18 protein-coding genes are annotated in these 20,895 nt (G+C 68.9%); 8 read left to right on the top strand and 10 right to left on the bottom strand.

Annotated elements, in window-relative coordinates; genetic code table 11:
• Positions 1–105: 105 nt before the first annotated feature.
• The 3 genes from ACFVT5_RS15230 to ACFVT5_RS15220 all read right to left on the bottom strand — a co-directional run bounded on the left by ACFVT5_RS15230 (position 106) and on the right by ACFVT5_RS15220 (position 4,674).
• Positions 106–1,602 carry a carotenoid oxygenase family protein gene (locus tag ACFVT5_RS15230; protein ID WP_389886512.1) on the bottom strand — a complete coding sequence of 499 codons (1,497 nt, stop codon included), beginning with the start codon at positions 1,600–1,602 and terminating at the stop codon, positions 106–108.
• A 160-nt stretch (positions 1,603–1,762) separates the two neighbouring features.
• Positions 1,763–2,590: a mycofactocin-coupled SDR family oxidoreductase gene (locus ACFVT5_RS15225; protein WP_389886510.1), complete on the bottom strand. Its 828-nt coding sequence runs from the start codon at positions 2,588–2,590 to the stop codon at positions 1,763–1,765.
• A 224-nt stretch (positions 2,591–2,814) separates the two neighbouring features.
• Positions 2,815–4,674, bottom strand: coding sequence for an AMP-dependent synthetase/ligase (locus tag ACFVT5_RS15220; protein WP_389886508.1), 1,860 nt, complete (start codon positions 4,672–4,674; stop codon positions 2,815–2,817).
• 385 nt (positions 4,675–5,059) lie between these two features.
• Between ACFVT5_RS15220 and ACFVT5_RS15215 the strand changes: the two genes are divergently transcribed.
• From ACFVT5_RS15215 to ACFVT5_RS15205, 3 genes are all read left to right on the top strand, one after another.
• Complete coding sequence (locus ACFVT5_RS15215) at positions 5,060–7,747, top strand: PEP/pyruvate-binding domain-containing protein (protein WP_389886506.1); 2,688 nt, start codon at positions 5,060–5,062, stop codon at positions 7,745–7,747.
• Positions 7,748–7,817: 70 nt separating this feature from the next.
• Positions 7,818–8,750 carry a hypothetical protein gene (locus tag ACFVT5_RS15210; protein ID WP_389886504.1) on the top strand — a complete coding sequence of 311 codons (933 nt, stop codon included), beginning with the start codon at positions 7,818–7,820 and terminating at the stop codon, positions 8,748–8,750.
• Complete coding sequence (locus tag ACFVT5_RS15205) at positions 8,750–9,490, top strand: SDR family oxidoreductase (protein WP_389886502.1); 741 nt, start codon at positions 8,750–8,752, stop codon at positions 9,488–9,490. Before ACFVT5_RS15210 ends, ACFVT5_RS15205 begins: the two co-directional genes overlap by 1 nt.
• A 126-nt stretch (positions 9,491–9,616) precedes the next feature.
• On the opposite strand, the gene ACFVT5_RS15200 is transcribed toward ACFVT5_RS15205, so the two are convergent.
• The 3 genes from ACFVT5_RS15200 to ACFVT5_RS15190 form a co-directional block, all read right to left on the bottom strand.
• On the bottom strand, positions 9,617–10,219 hold the full coding sequence (locus ACFVT5_RS15200) for a PaaI family thioesterase (RefSeq protein ID WP_389886500.1): 603 nt from the start codon (positions 10,217–10,219) through the stop codon (positions 9,617–9,619).
• On the bottom strand, positions 10,216–11,877 hold the full coding sequence (locus ACFVT5_RS15195; RefSeq protein WP_389886498.1) for an AMP-binding protein: 1,662 nt from the start codon (positions 11,875–11,877) through the stop codon (positions 10,216–10,218). The genes ACFVT5_RS15200 and ACFVT5_RS15195 overlap by 4 nt, the downstream gene beginning before the upstream one ends.
• Positions 11,878–11,999: 122 nt before the next feature.
• Positions 12,000–13,166: a CaiB/BaiF CoA transferase family protein gene (locus tag ACFVT5_RS15190; RefSeq protein ID WP_389886496.1), complete on the bottom strand. Its 1,167-nt coding sequence runs from the start codon at positions 13,164–13,166 to the stop codon at positions 12,000–12,002.
• A gap of 181 nt (positions 13,167–13,347) precedes the next feature.
• Here ACFVT5_RS15190 and ACFVT5_RS15185 point away from each other — a divergent pair, with 181 nt between their 5' ends.
• The 3 genes from ACFVT5_RS15185 to ACFVT5_RS15175 are packed head-to-tail and all read left to right on the top strand — an operon-like array spanning position 13,348 to position 16,013.
• Positions 13,348–14,115 carry an SDR family NAD(P)-dependent oxidoreductase gene (locus ACFVT5_RS15185; RefSeq protein WP_389886493.1) on the top strand — a complete coding sequence of 256 codons (768 nt, stop codon included), beginning with the start codon at positions 13,348–13,350 and terminating at the stop codon, positions 14,113–14,115.
• On the top strand, positions 14,112–14,879 hold the full coding sequence (locus tag ACFVT5_RS15180; RefSeq protein ID WP_389886490.1) for a crotonase/enoyl-CoA hydratase family protein: 768 nt from the start codon (positions 14,112–14,114) through the stop codon (positions 14,877–14,879). The genes ACFVT5_RS15185 and ACFVT5_RS15180 overlap by 4 nt, the downstream gene beginning before the upstream one ends.
• 24 nt (positions 14,880–14,903) lie before the next feature.
• Positions 14,904–16,013, top strand: coding sequence for an acyl-CoA dehydrogenase family protein (locus ACFVT5_RS15175; protein ID WP_389886488.1), 1,110 nt, complete (start codon positions 14,904–14,906; stop codon positions 16,011–16,013).
• Here the strand turns inward: ACFVT5_RS15175 and ACFVT5_RS15170 are convergent.
• From ACFVT5_RS15170 to ACFVT5_RS15160, 3 genes are all read right to left on the bottom strand, one after another.
• On the bottom strand, positions 15,944–16,456 hold the full coding sequence (locus tag ACFVT5_RS15170) for an FAD/NAD(P)-binding protein (RefSeq protein WP_389886485.1): 513 nt from the start codon (positions 16,454–16,456) through the stop codon (positions 15,944–15,946). The genes ACFVT5_RS15175 and ACFVT5_RS15170 overlap by 70 nt on opposite strands.
• 1 nt (position 16,457) lies before the next feature.
• Positions 16,458–16,649, bottom strand: a complete 192-nt coding sequence (locus ACFVT5_RS15165) for a 4Fe-4S binding protein (protein WP_389886696.1) — start codon at positions 16,647–16,649, stop codon at positions 16,458–16,460.
• A gap of 172 nt (positions 16,650–16,821) precedes the next feature.
• Positions 16,822–17,253 (bottom strand): nuclear transport factor 2 family protein, encoded by a 432-nt coding sequence (locus ACFVT5_RS15160; RefSeq protein WP_389886482.1) that lies wholly within the window; start codon positions 17,251–17,253, stop codon positions 16,822–16,824.
• A 293-nt stretch (positions 17,254–17,546) separates the two neighbouring features.
• Here ACFVT5_RS15160 and ACFVT5_RS15155 point away from each other — a divergent pair, with 293 nt between their 5' ends.
• Together ACFVT5_RS15155 and ACFVT5_RS15150 are read left to right on the top strand one after the other, a co-directional pair.
• Entirely contained in the window at positions 17,547–19,061 is a 1,515-nt protein-coding gene (locus ACFVT5_RS15155; protein ID WP_389886479.1) for an AMP-binding protein, read from the top strand.
• Positions 19,062–19,091: 30 nt separating this feature from the next.
• Positions 19,092–20,381 (top strand): phosphotransferase family protein, encoded by a 1,290-nt coding sequence (locus ACFVT5_RS15150; RefSeq protein WP_389886476.1) that lies wholly within the window; start codon positions 19,092–19,094, stop codon positions 20,379–20,381.
• 39 nt (positions 20,382–20,420) lie between these two features.
• On the opposite strand, the gene ACFVT5_RS15145 is transcribed toward ACFVT5_RS15150, so the two are convergent.
• A complete protein-coding gene (locus ACFVT5_RS15145) occupies positions 20,421–20,831 on the bottom strand; it encodes an ester cyclase (RefSeq protein WP_389886474.1) in 411 nt (136 codons plus the stop codon).
• Positions 20,832–20,895 lie beyond the last annotated feature (64 nt).

Below are 20,895 nucleotides of genomic sequence, written 5' to 3'. Positions count from 1 at the left end.
AAGACCTCCGTGCGGAGGGAACCTGGTCCCCTCCGCACGGAGGTCTTCGTTCGTCAGCGCCTGGCTGGAGTGGGCTCGTCCGCCGCCACCCCGGTCGCCGGTGTTTCAGGACCGGAAGTCCATCCAGTGGCCGTGCGCGGTCCAGCCCAGTCGGAACGGCAGCTCGATCCGCGCGATCGGGCCCCGCTTAATGTCGTCGGTGTCGAAGATCAGGTACTCGCCGCGGTTCTCCGCCCACCACGACACCGGCACGATGATGTAGCCGTCACCCTCCGGCGCGTCCGGCCGGCGCGGTGCGAAGGTCGCCTCCAGCACCGCGGCGGGCTGACTGGTGCGGATCACGTACTCCTGGTCCGACAGCGTGCTCATGTCCGTCACCACCAGGCTGTTCATCGACATCCCGTCGCGTTTGACGATCCCGCCGACCTGGTAGCCCCAGCGATAGCCCTTGCCGTAGAAGCGCTCGTCGACCTTCGGCAGCTCCGAAGGCCGGTCCGACAACTGCTCGACGCCGGTCTTGCCGGTCTCCAGGTCGACGCTCCATCGGCCGAGGTGGCTCTTGGCGATGCTGAAGAACAGGGCGACATCGTCACCGTCGGCGAAGTCCTGCTCGAACGGGAACGGCGGCCGGTTGAAGATCGGCCCGTCCAGCGTCATCGTGCTGCCGGACACATTGGCCGACATGGTGTGCATGACGTACTGCGGTTCCGCGTCGAGGGTCACCCAGCGGACCTCACCGTGCAGGTCATGGCGCGGAATCAGGCCCAGCACGATCGGCAACTCCGGCTCCCACGCGTACACGCTGCGCCCCTGGGCGATCCGCGCCTTGTCCACGAGGAACGGCTGGAACGGCATCACGACGTGGTCCTGCGTGAGCCAGACGTCGTGCGCCACCGCGTTGTACGGCGCGTCATGCAGGTCCCGGGACTCCACGGTCCCGGACGGATGGACGAAATGCATGGTCACGTACGGCGCCGTGTCACGGTAGGTCCAGCCGTAGAGGACACCAGTGTCCGTGTCCCACTTCGGATGCGCGGTGAAACCGGCGTCGCCGAAGGCCGCCTTCTCGTGCAACCCGGCGGACAGCTGCGGTGACCACGAGACGACACCGACGGTGTCGAGGGTGATCGGGTCGATCGCGATCGGCGCACCCAGGGAGTCCGCCGTGGCGATCATCTTGCCCTGGAAGGGAAAGATGTTGACGTTGTTGGTGCCGGCCGGGACGCCGCAGGTCAGTCCCTCGCGCTCGACCTCCCCGAGGCCGAAGTTGCGCCAGTCGTGCCAGTCGCCGTCGGCCCAGCGGAACATGCCTTTGCCCTGGGACTGTTCGAGCTGGTACTTCGGCGTGCGCACCCACCGGTTACGGAAGTCCGCGCGCCCGTTCTCCAGCACCAGCCCCTGGACCATGCCGTCCATCGACAGCAAGCCGTTGGTGCCCTGCGCGTTCGGCCGTTTCCAGGTCGGGCCGACCCGGTAGAAACCGCCCGCGAGATCCTTGGGGATCTCGCCCTCGGTCACGATGCACTCGTCGACCGTCGCCTCGAAGCGCATGGGCTGGAACGGGCCCTTCAGACGCGCGTCCTCGGGAACCGGATACCCCATGTCCATCTCCTCTTCGCCGGTGCCACTCCAAGATCAAGGCCCGCTTGAACCATGTGCGCACCATCGTCCGGCCGCACCCCAACACAGTGATTCAGTCTATTTTTGATTCAGCCTGTCTCAAAGATAATCGCTCACGCGAAACAGCGTCAAGGCACGAGGGCTAGAGCGCACCGCCCGCATCGATGAGCTGGGTGGTGCCCGTGATGAACCGGCCGCTGTCCGAGATCAGGTGAAGCACGGTCTCGGAGATGTCGTCCGCTTCGAGCGCGGCGACCGGCAGGCGGTTGAGCGTGCGTGCGGCCTGCTCGAAGTCCGCACGTGTCGGGTTCTCCAGGTCCGGCCGGAAGAGCCGGTAGGTGGCGTCGTTGAGGATCATCTCGGTGGCCACTGTGGTCGGGTGGATGGTGTTGACCCGGATACCGTGAGGTGCCAGTTCCTTGGCCATGACCTTCATCAGCATCACCAGTCCGGCCTTGGCGGCGGCGTAGTGCGCGGTGTTGGGGTTGGCGTACACCGCGGCGAGTGAGCTGGTGATGACGACGGAGCCACCGCGTCCGCCTTCGATGATGTGCGGCACGGACACCTTCAGCGACTTCCACGCACCGGTCAGATTGATGCCGATCATGTCCTCCCACGCCTGGTCGGACATACCGAGCGTCGGTGCCGGGCTGGAGATGCCGGCGTTGGCCAGCACGATGTCGAGCCTGCCGAACTCCGCGAGACCGTCGGCGACCGCGCCGGCCAGGGCCTCGGAGTCCCGCACGTCGGCGTCGCGGGCCACTATCCGGCCGCCGATTGCCTCGACCTGGCGGACCGTCTCAGCCAGATCCTCGGCCGTGGCGAGCAGGTACGGGACGCTGTCGACCTTCGCGGTGGTGTCGACGGCGATGACGCCCGCACCTTCCGCCGCCAGCTTGACCGCGTGGCTTCGACCCTGTCCTCGTGCGGCCCCGGTGATGAACGCGACCTTGCCGTCCAGCTTGCCCATTGCCCGCCTCCGCGTCCGCCCTGATCTCGGGCGTTGATCCGATGCGTATTATGCGACTTCAAATCTCAAATGTAGACCTGGTAAGTGGCGACCACAACCGTCCGGGGCTCACCAACTGCTGCGGGACGGGCGACGCGCGGCGCGGGCGACCCACGGCGCGGACACCGCCCGGCTGAAGCGGCCCTCCGTGGCAACGGCCATGACCGCCGGTACGGCATCGCCGCTCAGGAGGCATACATGCTCTCGATCTCCGCTGCGTACTTGGCGTGGATGACGCGCCGCTTGAGCTTCGCGGTCGGGGTGAGTTCCTCGGAGTCCGGTACCCAGGCGGCGGGGAGCAGCACGAACCGCTTCACCTGCTCGTTGCCGTTGAGCAGCGCGTTGCCGCGGTCCACCGCCGCCTGCACTTCGGACCGCAGTTCGGGCGAGGCCGCCGATTCCTCGGGGGACATGCCGTCGAGGCCCTTCCGGTGGGCGAAGGTGCGCAGCGCCTCGGGGTCGAGGGTGATGAGGGCCGCGACATGGCGGCGGCCTTCGCCGATCGCGACGACCTGGGCGATGAGCGAACTCTGCCCGGAGATCGTCGTCTCGATGTAGGCGGGCGACAGATTCTTGCCCGCCCCGTCGATCATGATCTCTTTCTTGCGATCCACGATGCTGACGAAGCCTTCGGCGTCGACGGTGACGATGTCGCCGGTGTGCACCCAACCGTCCGCGTCGATCGTTTCCGCGGTCTTCTCCGGCTCGTTGCGGTAGCCAACCATGTTCATCTCGGCGCGGGTGAGGAGTTCACCGTCGTCAAGAACCATGATCTCCACGCCGGGTAGCGGCTTGCCGGCGGATCCGGTCTTGAAGTCGTCCAGCCGGTTGAAGATGTTCAGTGACACCTCGGTGGCACCATATGCCTCAAGTACGGGCATGCCGACCGCGCGGAAGAAGCGGACGATCTCCGGCGGGCACGGTGCGCCGCCGATGTAGGCGGCCCTGATCCGGTCCAGCCCCAGCTCGGCGAGGAGCGGCTTGAGCAACTCCGTTCCGCGCGTGTGCTCCTCGACCAGCTCCTGTGCGGCCCGGGCAGGTATGTCGGTGGCGTTGTCCTCGGCGGTGACCCGGCGCAGGCCCAGCCTCAGGGTCTTCCGGTGGGTCTCCCGTAGCGTCGCGTCCGTCTCCGCCTCGATCAGACCCTCGATCGACACCCTCAGCTTTTCGAACAGCCGCGGGGTGGAGAACAGGGCGTCCGGGCGGGCTTCGATCAGACAGTCGGGCAGGTCACGGATGTCCGGGCAGACCGTGACGGTCGCGCCGTGGAGCAGGCTGGAGTAGTGGGCGTTGATCCGGCCGCCCGCGTGGGCCATCGGCAGGAACGAGATGATGCCGACGCGGGGCATCGGGAGGGCGGCGTCGAGGCCGCGCTGCTGGGCCATCACGGTGCGGTGCGACCACTGGGCCGCCTTCGGAGGTCCGGTCGTGCCGGAGGTGTAGATGATGGTCGCGATGTCGTCGGCGTCGATCGCGTCGACCATCGCGTCGAGGTCGAAGGCGGGATCGCCCGCCATCTCCAGTGCGCTGAGGGTGAGTTCGTCCACGCCCTCGCCACCGCCGATGACGATCAGGTGTTCCACCTGGCCGTCGAGCATCATGACGGCGGCACGTACCTTGTCGGCGAACTGCCGCTCGGTGATCGCGACGCGAGCCCCGGCGTTGCCGATCTGGTACGCGATCTGCTCGACCGAGGAGCTGTTGAAGATGGTGAACGGGATCGCCCCGAGGTGTGCTGCCGCGTAGTCGGCCAGGTGACATTCGACGGTGTTGGGCAGCAGGACAGCCATCGTGTCGCCGTGCCCGAGGGAGAGTGTCGCAAGACCCGCGGCGACCGAGCGGACCCGGCGGTCCAACTCGCCCCAGGTCAGCTGCGTGCCGCCGCCCATGGTGCGGAGCGCGATCCGGTCGCGATGGCGGGCCACTGTGCGGCGGAACGCCTCCGGGACGGTCGGGGCGTCAACTGGCGCGGCGAGCAAGGCGCCTGTGGCGGTCGCCCCCTGCTCCCCTTCCCATGTCGCCGCGTTCGCGGTCGGATCCTGCATGCCGAGCCTCCTTGTCGATGACTGGCGCGGCCCAACCGTCGGCGCTGGGGCGGCGGTTGCGCGAGGTGCGGTGTGTGGGCGGTTGGTGCGCGCCGACAGGTCGCCGCCGGCCCCGCAGCACCACCCCGATGGCCGGACGGGCACCCGAAACCAATGTTTTGAGCCTGGTCGTCTCACTTAACGTAAGCGGTCAACACTGCCGTGTCCACGGTCACGCCGACACCGCTCTGCCACCCTTCCGAACACCCGCCCAACGGCCGCCGCACTTAGCGCCGCACGACCCATTGCTTTTGAGATCTACCATCTCTAATGTCCGAGAGGCGGGCCTCAAAGCGGCGGCCCTGCCGTGCGGTCTTCCCAGCCGGCGCTGGCGACGGAGGTGTCAATGCAACACGTACTCGGACTGGAAAGGTGCGGCCACGACATTCGTCACGCTGTCGGCGGCAAGGCGGCCGGGCTCGGCGCGATGCTCGCCCTGGGACTCAATGTCCCGGCCGGATTCGCCGTCACCACACGCGCCTACCGTACGGCCGTGGCCGGCGAACTCCGGGCGACGATCGAAGCCTTGGTGGCCGGCGCGCAGTCGGCCGAGGAACTACGGGAGGCATCGGCACGGATCCGTGACCTGTTCACCGCCGACCTGGTCGACGACGCCCTGCGCGCCGAGATCGTCGGGGCGCTGAGCAAGTTGGGCGACCCCGACACGACCGCGGTCGCGGTGCGTTCAAGCGCCACCGCCGAAGACCTCGCCGAGGCGTCGTTCGCCGGCCAGCAGGACACCTATCTGTGGATCCGCGGCGCGTCCTCGGTCGTGGACGCCGTGGTGCGATGCTGGGCAAGCCTTTTCACCGCCCAGGTCATCGAGTACCGGCGCCGCTTCGACATCGACACGGCCGATCTTGCCATGGCGGTCGTGGTGCAGTGCATGGTGCCGGCCGACGCGGCGGGCGTGATGATGACCCTCGACCCGGCCACCGGTGACCGCGCCTCGGTGTACATCGAGGCGGCCTACGGTCTGGGAGAGGGAGTCGTCAAGGGTGATGTGACATCGGACAGCTACTGGGTCTCGGGAGCCGACTCGGGTTCGGTCGCAGGTACGGGCACGGGTACAGCCACGGGTTCGGACACGGTCCTGGAACCTGGCGCGGCCGGCCCGGTCCGCTCCGAGGTCCGCAGGAAGACGCACGCACACCAGTTCGACGAGTCCGCGGGCGAGGTCCGGCGGGTCCCCGTCGCACACGCACTCCAGGACCGGCCGGCTCTCACCGAGAAGGAAACGCTGCGGATCGCCGCCCTCGGCCGACTCCTCGAAGACGCGCTCGGCGGCCCGCAGGACGTCGAATGGGCGTTCGCGGGCGGGCCGGGCACCACACGGGAGCTGTTCCTGCTACAGACCAGGGCGGAGACCGTCTGGAGCCGCAGCAAGAACACTCCAACGGCCCAAGACAAGGGGGCAGTTGCGGCACCGGCGATGGTCGATCCCGATGAGACGACGCTGCTGCACGGTCACTCCGCCCGGGACGGTCTGTGGACCGTGACCAACATGGCCGAGTCGATACCCGGTGTGTCGACGCCCATGACCTGGTCGGTGTGGCTCCCGGCCGCCGAGTTCGTCAATCGCAGCCACTACCGGTTCATCGGCGCCCTCTCCCGCCTTGAGGCACAGCTCCCCCACCGTACCCAGGACTGGATCGTGGGCGTGTTCTACGGGCGGTTCGCGCTGCGCGTCGACCTGCTGGCCGACTGGGCCGACCGGATTCCCGGCATGTCCGGCCAGGACGTGATCAACCAGTTCTTCTCCTCGCTGCCCGGCTCGCTCGGCACCTCTTCCGCACGCAAGCGACACCTCAGCACGCTGGTGCGCAAGCCCGCGGTGTTCCTGCTGGTCCCCCGCCGGATGCGGGCCAACCGCGCGGCCGTCGAACGGTACTGGCGTACCGCCGTCGCCGAGTTGCCCGGGGCGGACGCGGCACGCACGATGCGCATCCTGGACGAGGCGATCGAGCTGTTCACCCGCAGCCTGGCACTCCAGGTCAACCTCACCCAGGGCGCCTTCCTCGCCACGTCGAAAGCGCTGGGCGACCTGGCCGCCGGTACCGGGGTCTCGCCCAACGGCATCGTGGGCGGTTCGGGCGGGCACGAGGAGTCCGCCATGGTCGAGGACCTGTGGGCCTGCTCCCGTGGCCGGAAGACCCTGGAGGAATTCCTCGACCGGCACGGCTACCACGGCTGGCGCGAGGGCGAGTTGTCCCACCGGAGCTGGCGCGAGGACCCGACCATGGTGCGACGTCAGCTCGATGCCTACCGAAGTCGCCCGGACAGTGACGATCCGCGCAGGTCGGCGAAGCAGCACGGCGAGCAGAGCCGGGCGCTGCGCCGGAAACTCCTCGCGGCACTGCCGCCGCGGCGCCGCCCGTACGCCCGCGCGGTGATGGCGGCCACAACGTACTACGGGCCGATGCGCGGGGTCTCCAAGGCGGCGTTCTCCCAGGCACTGGACGTCGTTCGGGCAGCCGTGCGACGGATGGGCGAACATCTCGCGGCTCAGGGTGAGATCGCCGAGGCGGACGACGTGTTCTATCTGACGGTCGACGAAGTACGGAACCTGCGGGTGCCGCACGGTCGTGAACTCGTAAGCGAGCGCAAGGAGTTGCGTCGGCGCTACGAGACGGTCGAGGTGCCGGACGCCTGGCGGGGTGTGCCCGAGCCGTACTCCGTCGAACCCGGCGAGGCGGTGGCCACGGTCGCCGGTACGCCGGCGAGCCCCGGCATCGCCGAGGGCCTCGCCCGTGTCGTACTCGATCCCGGCGACGCCCACGTGGAGGAGGGCGAGATCCTGTTCGCCCGCGACACCGACCCCGCCTGGGCCTCACTGATGTTCCTCTCGTCCGCGCTGGTCGCCGACATCGGCGGTGTCATGAGCCACACAGCGGTCGTCGCCCGGGAGCTGGGCATTCCCTGCGTGGTCAATACCAAGGTCGCCACCCGGCATGTGCGCACCGGTGACCGCGTACGGATCGACGGCGCCGCCGGCACCGTCGAGATCCTTGAGCGCGCGCGCGAGCCGCGATGACCCCCGACCCCCTGAACCTTCGCTTCCGCAGTACGTGCGTACCTCAACACCACCCATCGCAGGAGGAGTTGTGACCAACAACAGCCCGTTCGCCCCGCCGGTCGACCCGGCGTTCTACGACCGTGACCCGGTCTGGGGGCCCAACAGCCACCCGGCGAAGGACACCATCGCGCCCGGCTCGCCCCCGTGGAAGGACCACGTCTACCTGGCGTTCTGGGACATCACCGCGCGGACGTACGGCTTCTTCCACTGGAACTCCTCGCCCAACCACCCCACCACCAAGGCGCAGCTCAACCTTGCCGTCGGGGACAAGGTCTTCGACCTGCGGGAGGAGCTGCCCGCCCGGGTGGACCGGTTCGACAGCGAGTCGATCTCCTTCGACCTGCACAGCACGATCACCATCGACCATCCACGGCTGAAGGGCGCATTGTCGCTCTCGCCGCGCCGCGGCCCGATCGACTTCGGCTCGGGCGGTTCGATCCCCCGGCTCGCCGACCATGAACCGCTGCAACACTTCCAGCACCCGCTGACCATGCACGGCGAGCTGGTGCTCGACGGTGAGAAGCACACGATCGCCGCCACGGGCTACCGCACCCGCACCTGGGGCTACCGCGACGACTCGGTGCAGTTCCCCGAGTACTACTACCTCTGGGCCACGTTCGACGACATCGACATCGCGGTGATCAAGCATCTACACCCGGACGGTGTGCAGCGCACCGGCGGCGGCATGATCAGCGACGCGGGCACGGTGCCCGTCGTAGACGTCCACATGCCGAAGGACGCCTCCGGCTTCGCCATCGAGACCCGCTACGAACTCGCCGACGGCTCCCAGCTCGTACTGGTCGACCAGGAGCGGGTCTGGGGTGGTTGGTGCCCCATCGGGCTGCCCCGCCGTGAGGGGCCGACGTTCAGTGCCTTCGACGAGATCCTGAGTCTACGTACCAGTGACGGCCGCACCGGCTTCGGCCAGTCCGAGTACGGCGCGATCCGGCGCATCCACTGATGAGCGGCAGGGACGACACGGCGTCGGCCCGGGGGGCCGGCGCCGGCCGCGTTCTGATGGTCACGGGGGCGACGGGGGGCGTCGGCCGGGACATGGCCCGGCGGGCCGCCGACGCCGGGTACCGCCTGGTGCTGGTCGCCCGCCGGGCCGAGCGACTGGGGCCGCTGGCCGACGAGATCGGAGCAGACCGGGTGTTGTGTGTCTCCGCGGACGTCACCGACTGGAAGGAGATGGCGCCGGCCGTCGATGCCGCGCGGGAGCGGTTCGGCCGCGTGGACGCCGTGTTCGCCAATGCCGGCATGGTGGCCCCGGCCTCGTTCTTCGGCCGCGGCGGTGCCGAGCCGGAGGACTGGCGGGAGATGGTGCTGACGAACGTGTACGGCACCGCCCTCACGGCGCGGGCGGCGTTGCCGGAGCTGGAGCGCACGGGCGGGCATCTCCTCCTGATGGGCTCGGTGTCCGGGCGGATCACCCGTCCCGGGCTGTACTCGGCCACGAAGTGGGCGGTCACCGCGCTCGCCGCGTCGATCCGCGCGGAGGCCGTCGGCACCGGTGTCCGGGTGACACTCGTCCAGCCGGGTGTCATCGACACCGGACTGCTGCGGGAAGACCTGCGCTCCCGGCCGATGCTGGACCCCGGTTCGGTGAGCGGTGCCGTCCTGTACGCCCTTGCCCAGCCGACCTCCGTGGACATCGGCGAGATCGTGCTGCGCCCGACGGGGACGCCTGCGGACTGCTGATTCCTCTACGGAAGACCGCCCGGCCCCCGCCGTAACCGCGTTGGGGGCCGGACCTCTTGAGTCGGTGAGATCCTGCTGGGCTTCAGCACTTTCGCCACAGTCGTTCGCGTCGTGTGGGTGGTGTGCTCACTGGCGGGGCACGATGAAGAGGGCCTCCGCTCGTACGAGACAGACCTGGCCGTCCCAACCGGCGGCCGTGATGGTGACCTTGCGGCCCTCGTGCCCTGTGACCCTTGCCCGGAAGGTGACCTCCCGGTCCACCGGCGCCGGCGCGAGGTAGTCGATGCGCAGGTTGGCGGTGACTCCTGGGACACCGGCGAGGTGGATCAGAGCCATCCCCATCAGGCCGTCGAGCACCGCGGCAACATGACCGCCGTGGGCGACGCCGGGGGCTCCCGCCGAGGCCGCTCCGAAGGTCACGGCGGCCACCGCCTCGTCGCCGCTACGGTGTGCGCGCGCCGCCAGTCCCAGTGGGTTGGCGGCGCCGGTGACCGGACAGAGACCGCCCACATGGAGTTCGGCTCCGTCGGCCGGCGGCGCGCCCAACATGGCCCGGAGGTCGGCCTGGTGGTCCCGGTGGCGCGGTGCGCACCGGGTGACCTCCGCCGTCAACTCGCCGAGTATCTTGGTGATCCGGTCCAGCAGGTCCGGGTCCCCCGTGTCGTGGGCGACCATCGCATGTCCGAGCGCCCGAACTGCCGCTGCGGCGTGGTCCTCCTGCGCGCTCACCGGCGTCGCCGCACTTCGATCGTGGACAGTTCCCGGTCCCAGGTAGTAGCCGTGACGCCCTCGTCGCGCAGCCGGAACTTCTGTACCTTGTTGGTCGGTGTCTTCGGCAGCCGGTCGCGGAACTCGATGTACCGGGGGACGGCGAAGTGCGGCAGGTGGTCCACCGCCCATCGGCACAACGCTTCCTCGGTGCATTGGCTGCCGTCCGCAAGTACCGCGGTGATCTTGAGGGTGCCCTCGGCGATTCCGTTTCCCGCCGGGTGGGCCGCCGCCTCGACGATGTCGGGGTGGCGCAGGATCGCGCGCTCCACCTCGAAGCTGGAGATGTTCTCACCGCGATTGCGGAGGTAGTCCTTCTTGCGGTCCACGAAGTACAGGAAGCCGCCGACGACTCGTCCCAGGTCGCCGGTGTGCATCCAGAGGTTGCGCCAGGCTTCCGTGGTGTCCTCGGGGCGGCGCCAGTACCCGTCGAACATGACGTGCGGCAGGCGCGGCCGGAACGCGATCTCCCCGATCTCACCGTCGGGCAGGGTGTTGTCGTCGTCGTCCAGCACGACGACGTCGAACGCCTCGGTGTCGATGCGGCCGACGGAGTCCTCGGGGGTGTCGGTGTCGCCGATGCGCGACATGCTCAGGCGGACACCCTCGGTCTGCCCGTACGCGTAGTTGTTGAGGAACGGGACCCCGAAGCGGTCGCTCCAGATCTTGCGTACCTCGGGCGTTATGGGGGACCCGCTCACGGCGCGGATCTGCCCAAAGCAGCGCCGCATCGCGGGATCGTCGGGAGCGCTCGCAAGCAGCGGGAAAATCGCGGACATCAGACGTGCGTTGGTGGCTCCGGACTGCTCGATCTCCGACCAGAACGTACTGACAGAGAACCGGGGCGCGATCGCGATCCTCAGATGTGCCAGCAGTGCGCTGACCAAGGTGTCGATGGCCGACACATGGAACAGCGGCAGACAGGTGTAGAGCACGTCGCCGTCGATCGGCGGGATGGCCAGGTTGGTCTGCGCGGCCTGGTGGCAGATGTAGTTGTGGCTGATCATGCAGCCTTTGGACGGGCCGGTCGTCCCGGAGGTGTAGATGAGCAGGGCCAGGTCTTCGGGGCGCGCCGTGAACGGCAGCGGGGTTTCGTCGGTGCCTCGGTGTGCCTCCAGCGGCTCGACCCGGACTCCCACCGGCGGTTCCACGCAGGGAAGGTCTCCCCTGCACAGGATCGTGCGTACCTCCGTCGCTCCGCCGAGTACGCCGAGTACGTTCGGAAGGTAGTCCGACTCGCAGACCACGACCTCGGCACACGAGTCGGCGAGTTGGTGACGGAGAAACTCGCCCCGGTACGCGGTGTTGAGGGGCACCCATATCGCGCCGAGCTTGTTGACGGCGAACCAGCACACGACTTGGTCAAGGTTGTTGTCGAGGACCGTCGACACCGTCTGTCCCTGAGTCACCCCCAGGGCGGCCAGGGCGTGAGCGAACCGTGTGGACAGCCGGTCGACCTCGCGGAACGTGTACCGCGTCCCCGTGAACTCCAGGAAGTCGTCGTCCCCTCCGGCCGCGACGGCCCGCTCCAGGGCTTCCAGGACGGTTGTCCTGGGCCTGGCTCGGCCCGGCGCGCACGTGCTGTCGGCTGTGCTGTGAACTGCCTGAGCCTGTGGCATCGTTGCCACCTCCTGCGCAGGTGCGGTGGGAGTGGTACCCGCCGGCCGATGATGTTGGTCTTCGTGTCTCGCGTCTCACATCACGCGTACGCATGCGGTTACGCCCCAAGGTCTGCCGGTGGTCATGGCTGGGCCACCGCTCCGGATTCGAGGAGCGCGTCCACGTCCCGTACGCCCCATTCCCGCAGTGCCTCACGGGTGTGTTCGCCGGGCCGGGCGGGCGGGGACTGCACGGCGGACGGGGTGCGGCTGAAGCGTGGAGCGGGGGCCGGCTGTGTCACACCGTTCACCTCGGTGAAGGTACCCCGGGCTGCGAGGTGCGGATGCGCCGCGGCCTCGGTCAGGCCCAGGACGGGTGCGACGCACGCGTTGGTGCCCTCGAAGACCTTCGCCCAGTCGTCGCGGGTGCGCCGCGCGAAAGCCGCCGCGATCTCCTCCCGCAACGCGGGCCAGGCCCGCCTGTTCAGCCGCCGGGCCTCGTCCGGGTCGAGGCCGAGCTGGGTCATGAACTCCGCGTAGAACTTGGGCTCCATCGCCCCCACGGCCATCCACGCACCGTCGGCGGTCTCGTATGTGTCGTACCAGGGGACGCCTCCGTCCAGCATGTTGACGCCACGTTCGTCGCGCCACAGGCCGGCCGCCATCATGCCGTGGAACAGGCCGGTCATCGATGCCGCGCCGTCGACGATCGCGGCGTCGACCACCTGGCCGTGTCCGGAGCGCGCCGCCTCGAAGACCGCGGCGAGCACACCGATGACGAGGTAGAGCGAGCCGCCGCCGAAGTCGCCGACGAGATTGAGCGGGAGGGCCGGGGCCTCGCCTTCACGCCCCATCGCGTGCAGCGCGCCGGTGACGGCGATGTAGCCGATGTCGTGGCCCGCGGTGGGCGCCAGGGGCCCGTCCTGGCCCCAGCCGGTCATCCGGCCGTACACCAGGCGGGGGTTGCGTGCCCAGCAGTCCTCCGGGCCGACTCCGAGCCGCTCGGTGACCCCGGGCCGGAAGCCCTCGATCAGCACATCCGCGCGCTCGGCCAGGTGCAACAGCGTCCTGACGCCGTCGGGCGAGCGGAGGTCCACGGCCACGGAGCGGCGGCTGCGCCGTGTCACGTCCCGCTCGGGCGGTATGTCGCTCGGTGAGCCGTCCGTGCGCTCGATCCGCAGGACGTCGGCGCCCATGTCGGCCAGGAGCATCGCCGCGAAGGGCCCCGGTCCGATGCCGGCCAGCTCCACCACACGCAGTCCGGCCAGTGGCCCTCTCGCCGCGGTGGCCGTTCCGTCCTTGTCCGGCATCTTCGCCTCCCGTGCTCCGTAGTCATGAGAACGATCGCTCACAGCAGTTGGTCGTCGCCGTTCACCTTGCCGACAAGGTTTTGACCTGTCCCATCCTGCCAGATATCTTTGAGACGGCAAGGCTCAAAATACGGGGAGGGTTCCCCCGCGCAGCGGCTCCGAGAGGCGGAACGCAACACACATGGATGTCCACGGAATCTCGGCCGTTGTCACCGGTGGGGCCTCGGGGCTTGGGCTGGCCACGGTCCGGCGTCTGCTCGACTCCGGTGCCGCCGGTGTTGTCATCGCCGACCTCCCGGCCTCCCGGGGAGAGACGGTCGCTCAGGAGCTGGGCGAGCGGGCGCACTTCAACCCCGCCGATGTCCGCGACGAGGCGGAGATGAACGCGGTGTTCGACGCGGCGGAGGCCATCGCCCCGCTGCGGGTGCTCGTGCACTGTGCCGGCCGGGGCGGCGCCATGCGTTTGGTGGGCAGGGACGGCACACCAGGATCGCTGGAGCTGTACAGCGAGGTCGTCGGGATCAACCTCATCGGCACGTTCAACGTGCTCCGCCTCGCGGCGGCCCGGATGGCCCGTAACGACCCCCTCGACGGCGACCGCGGGGTGTGTGTCCTGACCGCCTCAGTAGCGGCCTTCGAAGGGCAGATCGGCCAGATCCCCTACGCATCCGCCAAGGCGGGCATCGTCGGCATGACCATCGTGGCGGCCCGCGATCTGGCGAGCAGGAACATCCGGGTCTGCACCATCGCCCCGGGCACCTTCGACACCCCGATCCTGCACCGGCTCCCCGACGACGTCCGTGCCTCACTCGCCAAGACCGTGCCCCACCCCAGCCGCCTCGGCCACCCGGACGAGTACGCGAAGACGGCGCTGCACATCATCGACAACGGCATACTCAACGGCGAGACCGTCCGGCTCGACGGTGCCATCCGGATGGCACCCCGATGAGCGCGCCCGTCCGTATGGACGTCCGTGACGGCATCGCGGTCATCACCCTGGACCGCCACGAAGTCCGCAACGCCATCGACCAGCCCACGGCCGAGGCGATCGCCGCCGCCCTGGACGAACTGGACGACCGCCCGGACATCCGTGTCGGTGTCCTCACCGGTACCGGAGCGGTCTTCTCTGCGGGCATGGACCTCAGGGCCTTCAGCGCGACCGGAGAACGTCCGGTCTCCAGAACCCGCGGTGGCTTCGGCATCGTGGAAGCACCGCCCGCCAAACCGCTGATCGCCGCGGTGGAGGGCAAGGCACTGGGCGGCGGCTTCGAGATGGTGCTTGCCTGCGATCTCGTCGTGGCCGCCGATGACGCCTGGTTCGGACTGCCGGAGGTCAGGCGCGGGCTGGTCGCGGCGGCCGGCGGCGCGCTGCGGCTGCCTCGCCGGATCCCGCGTTCCGTCGCGATGGAACTGGTGCTCACCGGCGAGCCCGTGAACGCGGCCCGCGCACTCGAACTGGGCCTGGTCAACCGGGTCGTGAGGCCCGGCGCCGCCGTCGATGAGGCCCGGACCCTGGCCGCCGTCATCGCCGCGAACGCCCCGCTCGCCGTGCGGACCGCGAAGTTGCTCGTCGGGCGCTCGGCCGACTGGCCGGCCGAAGAAGCCTTCGCGCGACAGGCCCCGTACACCGACGCCGTACGTTCGTCGAACGACGCGGCCGAAGGAGCCAGGGCCTTCGTGGAGAAGCGCGCGCCCGAGTGGACCGGAACCTGACATCGCCGAGGGGAGATGACTCAAGTGCCAGATGTGCGTGAGGTCTTCGACGAGGATCACGAAGCCTTCAGGGAGAGTTTCCGGGAGTTCCTCGACCGTGTGGTGCTGCCCGGCCGGGAAGGGCGGCAGCGGTCCGCCCGTATGCCGCACCAGGTCTTCCTGGCCGCGGCCGACAGTGGATTCCTCGGGATGCAGATCCCCGAGGAGCACGGTGGCGGCGGGGTGGACGACGTCCGCTTCGGACTCGTGGCCGCGGCGGAACTCACCAGGGCCGGGTTGGTCGGCGCCGCCTTGGCGTTCACCGCCCACACCAATGTGGCGGTTCCCGTGCTGACCTCCTGGGCCGACACCGGTCAGCAGAGCACCTGGCTGCCGGATCTGGCGTCCGGCCGAACACTCACCGCCGTCGTCGGGACGTCGGACCCCATACCGTACGAGCCCTGCACCGGCGGGTTGCGGCTGAAGGGCACAGCGAAAGGCGTGGTCAACGGCACCACGGCGGGCCTGCTGGTCGTGGCCGCACGCTCCGGCTCCGGTGAGTGCGCCGTCGTGGTGGTCGACGCCGCCACCGAGGGTGTGAGCCGCGAGCAAGGCCCGGAGCTGCTCGGCATGCACGGCGCGGACCTGGCCGACATTCATCTGGAGGGTGTCAAGGTGTCCGCCGCGTGTGTCCTGCGGGGTGACGCCGTCGAGCAGATCCGCGCGCTGTGTGCCGACGAGCATCTCGCCCTGGCCACCATCGGCGTCGAAGGCGCCCGCGCGGCACTGGCCTGGACCCTCGACCATGTCCGGCAGCGCAAGGTGTTCGGCAGAACCCTCGCCGAGTTCGAGAACACCCGCTTCGCCCTGGCGGACGTGGCCGCCGATATCGCCCTGGCGGACACCTATCTGGACGCCTGCACCCGCGACCGCCTCGCGGGGCGGTTCAGCCGCGGACGGGCCGCGGCCGCCAAGCTGCGCTGCACCGAACTCTTCGGACGCGCGGTCGACCAGGGCATGCAACTGCACGGCGGTTACGGCTACATGCGCGAGTACCCGATCGCGCAGGCGTACGCGGACGCCCGTTATCTGCGGCTGCACGGCGGCAGCAGCGAGGACATGAAGGAGGTCCTGGCCGTCGGGCTGGGGCTGTGAACACGTGCCGTCGCAAGCCCGTCCGGACGCCGCCTATCACAGTGTCCGTTGTAGTACCCCACGAATTCCCGCGCCGACCAGCATCCCGGGAGGTCTTCTCCCGGGAGGTCCAGCCGGGCGTCGCCGGTGGCTCCAGAGGCGTACAGCACGACGTCGTACCACGAGGTCAGTTCGGCATGACTTACGTGGGTGCCGACCGCGACGTTGCCGAGGTACCTCACCCGCGGATCCCGTAGCAGGAAGACGAAGTGCCGGTCGATGACGAGCCGCTTCTCCGGATGGTCCGGTGCCACCCCCGACCGCACCAGTCCCCATGGGGTGCGCAGGCGCTCGTACAGGTCGATCTCCACCGCGACGCGCCGTTGTTCGAGCAGGTGCTCGGTGGCGTAGAGGCCGGCGGGGCCGCACCCGACGACGGCGACGCGTAAGGACCGCCCGACCACGTCAGCCCCTCACCGTGAAGTACTCACGGTTGACCTCGGCGTAGTGCGCCCACTGTGGCGGAAGGCCACCCTCCGCGTAGATGGCCAGCACCGGGCACACGTCCCGGCACGCTCCACAGTTGATGCAGGCGTCAGGGTTGATGTACATCTGCTCGGCCGCGTCGAACTCGTCCTCGTGCGGTGCGGGACTGATGCATACAAGGGGCTGCGATCACGTACGCCATGTGTCCGCTTCACTTCCTCATGGTCGTGTTGGTTCGCGATGACGCTCCGGCCGAGGATCACCGCCGCAACGGAGCCGGGAACGTGATGTACCGGGCCGGGCACCGCGCGGTTCCGTGCAGCCGCCCGACCGTCCTGCGTCCTCAGTTCTTCCAGGCCAGCTGCTTGGTCGGCAGTGCGGCACCGAACTGGTAGGGCGCCGGGTCGTAGTACTCGGCCCACTGGACGATCTTGTCGCCCTCCACCACGAACCGGGACATCAGCGGACCCTGGTAGGTGTCCTGTCCGTCCTCGCTGCGGTTGGTCTCCACGCGCTCGGTGAGCACGACATCGCCGTTGACCGCGATGTGCTTGAGGTCGACCGACGCGTACGGTCGGCCGAAGACCGCCAAGTACGCGGTGAGCCCCGCGATGACGGCGTCGAACCCGTTCCAGTCCCCCAGCCCCGGGTTCCACACCACGACGTCCTGGTGCAGGAACTTCTTGTACGCGGCGTCGAAACCTATGGTGTTCCAGGCGTCGTAGAACCCGAGGACGACCGACTCGGGCGTCACCTCTGGCGAAATCTCGGTCATGGTGGCAGCACCTGCTCTCGTTGCCGGGCCCCAGTCCGGGTCGGGGCCTTTTTTTGAGACGATTGAGACAGTAAATGTGAGTCAGGGTACGGTCAAGACACCCGACACAGCACCACCCGAACCGTCAGCCGAGGATCGACAACGTCCCGGAAACTCACCGGAACGCGAGCATGGACAAGCCGGACCGACACCGCCTAAGTTTCTGAGACAGGGAAGACAAAAACTCTGCAGCGGTCTCTCCACACTTCGGCGACGCCGGAGCGGCAGGCCGTCATCGAACGAGGAGGTTCGTGGTGGAGCAGGTTCTCGCATCCCAGCGGCGCTCCGGTCACATCCCGCCCGTACCGCATACGGACACCGTGCTGCACGCTCTGGCACGAGCCCTGGCCACGGTCCCGGACCAGGTGTTCCTGGACTTCTCCGGCGAACTGCACACATACGCCGACGTCGACCGGCGAGCCACCCGCTTCGCTCACGAGCTGCTGCGGCTGGGTGTGACCCCCGGGCAGACCGTCGCCTCGGTACTGGACAACAACATCGACCAGATCGTCAGCTGGCTCGCGATCAACAAGGCCGGCGCGGTGTGGGTCCCGCTGAACACCGCCTACCGCGGAGAGTTCCTGCGCCACCAACTGGACGACTCACTGGCATCGATCGCCGTGGTCGACCAGAAGTACCTGACGCACGTCGCCGACATCAGCGAGCAGCTGCCCCACCTGCGACTCGTCCTGCGGCGGGGCTCCAGCCAGAATGACAACCCGCCGCCCTGCTTCGTACCCGTGAAGAGCCTGGACGACCACCGCGGCACCGACGAGACCCCCATCCCCGTCACCGCGCGGCCTGGCGACCCCTCGCTGCTGATCTACACCTCCGGCACCACGGGACCGTCCAAGGGCTGCATGATCAGCCACAACTACATCTGCAACCAGGCCCGCCAGTCCAACGAGTGCATCCCTCCGCGACCCGACGAGGTCATGTACACCCCACTGCCGCTCTTCCATACCGCAGCACTCGACGTGGCCCTCAGCGCCCTCCTCTCACACACGCGGGTGGCCATCGCGGAGCGGTTCTCGGTCACCGACTTCTGGGCGGAACTGCGCCGCGTCTGGAAGGAACGGTTCGGTGTCGAGTTCGCCAGCAGCTTCGCCTACGGCCAGTCCGAGGGTGTGCGGCTGAGCATGCACCGCCTCGGCGACCCACTGCCACCGGAGGACTCCTGCGGCCGTATCGCCGACGACTCCTACGAGGTTGCCGTCCTCGACGAGGACGACAACCTTCTGCCCGACGGCCAGCTGGGCGAGATCGCCTTCCGCCCCCGCGGGCCCCACGTCATGTTCGCCGGCTACTGGCGCCGCCCCGCCGACACCGTCCACGCCTGGCGCAACCTGTGGATGCACACCGGTGACTACGGCCGTATCGAGAACGGCTATCTGTTCTTCGTGGACCGGAAGAAGGACTACCTCCGCAGCCGAGGGGAGAACATCTCCAGCTTCGAGGTCGAACGCGCCTTCCTCGCGCACCCCGCACTGCGAGAGGTGGCCGCCCACCCCGCCGACGGCGGGGTGGCCGAGGACAGCCTCAAGATCACCGCGGTGCTGAACGAAGGGCACCACCTCACCGAGGAAGAGCTGTGCCGGTGGGCGCTCGACCGCATCCCCCACTTCGCCGTCCCCCGCTACATCGAGTTCCGCGACGAGCTTCCCCGTACGCCCACGAACAAGATCCAGAAATACAGGCTTCGCCAGGACGGGGTCACCGAGGACACCTGGGACCGGGAGACCGCCGGTATCCGCCCCCGCCGCCGCTGAACCCGCACCATCCACTGAACGGAGTTCGACGTGTCTGTCCCCGCACCGCAGTCCCCGGCACCGGTCACGAGCAGGCTGCTCGGCTCGGTGGCCGAGGAACTGGCCGCCCTCGCCGCCACCGTCGGTGACACCGGCGTCGCCGCCCGCCTCGAACGCGCCACGGTCCTGCTGGACTGGGTACGCGGACGCCTGGATGCGGACGAGGAAACGGTCGCCGGCATGGCCCGCGAGGTGACGCGCCTGACGCACTCCGTCGACGAGGAGGGCACCGCTCCTCTCTCGGCCGCCGTGCACCGCCTTCTCGCGGCGGACCGCACCACGCGGTCCGGCCAGTCGGACGCGACCGATCAGCCGCCGAGCGACCAGCCGCTCACACCCGCCGAGGTCACCGGCTACCTGCGGACCCTCCGACCTGGTTCCGGCGACGAGGCACACGACGTGCGCGCCATCCTCGGCGGGTACTCCAAGCGGACTCTGCTGGTGTCCGCCACGATCGACGGGATCCTCCAGGACATCGTGCTCCGTCAGATCCCCGCCGGTCGCAGGGCGCGAGCGCTTCAGCCGGAGTTCGAGGTGGTCAAGGCGGTGCACGGGGCGGGCCTGCCCGTACCGGAGCCGCTGTGGATCGAGCCGGACGACAACGCGCTGGGCGGAGCGTTCTTCGTGACGCGGCGTGCTCCGGGACGCAACGTCGGCGATGTGTGGGGGGCCGGCACGGTGTCCAAGGACGTCTGCCTGGAAGTCGCCTCGATCTACGCGCGGCTGCACCGGCTCGACCCCGCGGGCATCACGACACCGGTCTCGCCGCGCGGCACCTCCGCCGAGCTGCACGAGATGATCGACTGGCAGGAAGCCACGCTCGCCAAGCGCGGGATCGTGGTCGAGCCCGTGCTCGCCGCGCTGCTGAGCTGGCTGCGTGCCCACGTGCCCGAGGCATCGCCCCGCCGGTCGCTCCTCCACGGTGACGCGGCGTTCTCCAACCTCCTGATCCAGGACGACCAGGTCACCGCCGTTCTCGACTGGGAGGCCGCGCACATCGGAAATCCCGCCGAGGAACTCGCCTACCTCCGTCCGTCGGTCGAGCCGGTGCTGCCGTGGGAGGACTTCCTCGACCGGTACACGGCATCCGGCGGCGCAGCTCCGGCGCCGCCGGCCATGCGGTTCTTCGAGGTGTGGGCCCACGTCTGGCGGCACATCGGCTGCCTCTGGCTCGCACAGAATTACGATGTCAGTGGCCGGTACGCGTCCGCGGTCGCCGCCTATGCACACGGCCCGCGCTTCCTTTCGCAGGCCGTCACCGCAGCCTTCGGCACACCCTGAGAGCGACCGCGGGGACGCCCGTGTCCCGCACCGCGAGGCTCACGCGAGGCCGAGCTGCTTCAGCAGGTCGTGGTTGTTCCAGAAGTCCCTGTTCCGGACGATCTTGCCCTTCTTGACCTGCGCGATCGAAGCACCCGGCACCGTGAAACCCTTTCCGGTGGCGGGCATGCCCGGCAGGTCATGGTCATGGCTGCCGCTCATGTGACAGGCGACGCCGAAGCCCTCGGCCGTGGCGTAGACCGTGTCGACCAGCCATGTGACGTTCAGTGCGCCCATCGTCGTCACGTAGAACTTCTTCACGGCATCGATGCCGTAGTGGACCTGCCGGACGGCGCAGTCCTCGTACACGATGGTGTCCGCGTAGTAGGGCCAGACCCGCTCCAGATCACCGGACCCGATCGCGTCGACGTAACCCCTGACCAACTTCTCGGTGTCCGGATGGTTGGGCATGGGACGCCATCCTTCCTGAGGATTTCGACTTCAGTCATCTCTCTATGCGGGCGCCGCGCGCGTG

This window comes from Streptomyces sp. NPDC058001, from assembly GCF_042886315.1.
In the GTDB taxonomy this organism is placed as follows: domain Bacteria; phylum Actinomycetota; class Actinomycetes; order Streptomycetales; family Streptomycetaceae; genus Streptomyces.
This window is presented reverse-complemented; position numbering and strand designations above follow the sequence as displayed.

What these genes read in the sequence shown, in the direction of transcription:
- ACFVT5_RS15230 (WP_389886512.1), bottom strand. Translation starts at nt 1,602, where the DNA reads ATGGGGTATCCGGTTCCCGAGGACGCGCGTCTGAAGGGCCCGTTCCAG.
- ACFVT5_RS15225 (WP_389886510.1), bottom strand. Translation starts at nt 2,590, where the DNA reads ATGGGCAAGCTGGACGGCAAGGTCGCGTTCATCACCGGGGCCGCACGA.
- ACFVT5_RS15220 (WP_389886508.1), bottom strand. Translation starts at nt 4,674, where the DNA reads ATGCAGGATCCGACCGCGAACGCGGCGACATGGGAAGGGGAGCAGGGG.
- ACFVT5_RS15215 (WP_389886506.1), top strand. Translation starts at nt 5,060, where the DNA reads ATGCAACACGTACTCGGACTGGAAAGGTGCGGCCACGACATTCGTCAC.
- ACFVT5_RS15205 (WP_389886502.1), top strand. Translation starts at nt 8,750, where the DNA reads ATGAGCGGCAGGGACGACACGGCGTCGGCCCGGGGGGCCGGCGCCGGC.
- ACFVT5_RS15195 (WP_389886498.1), bottom strand. Translation starts at nt 11,877, where the DNA reads ATGCCACAGGCTCAGGCAGTTCACAGCACAGCCGACAGCACGTGCGCG.
- ACFVT5_RS15190 (WP_389886496.1), bottom strand. Translation starts at nt 13,166, where the DNA reads ATGCCGGACAAGGACGGAACGGCCACCGCGGCGAGAGGGCCACTGGCC.
- ACFVT5_RS15185 (WP_389886493.1), top strand. Translation starts at nt 13,348, where the DNA reads ATGGATGTCCACGGAATCTCGGCCGTTGTCACCGGTGGGGCCTCGGGG.
- ACFVT5_RS15180 (WP_389886490.1), top strand. Translation starts at nt 14,112, where the DNA reads ATGAGCGCGCCCGTCCGTATGGACGTCCGTGACGGCATCGCGGTCATC.
- ACFVT5_RS15160 (WP_389886482.1), bottom strand. Translation starts at nt 17,253, where the DNA reads ATGACCGAGATTTCGCCAGAGGTGACGCCCGAGTCGGTCGTCCTCGGG.
- ACFVT5_RS15145 (WP_389886474.1), bottom strand. Translation starts at nt 20,831, where the DNA reads ATGCCCAACCATCCGGACACCGAGAAGTTGGTCAGGGGTTACGTCGAC.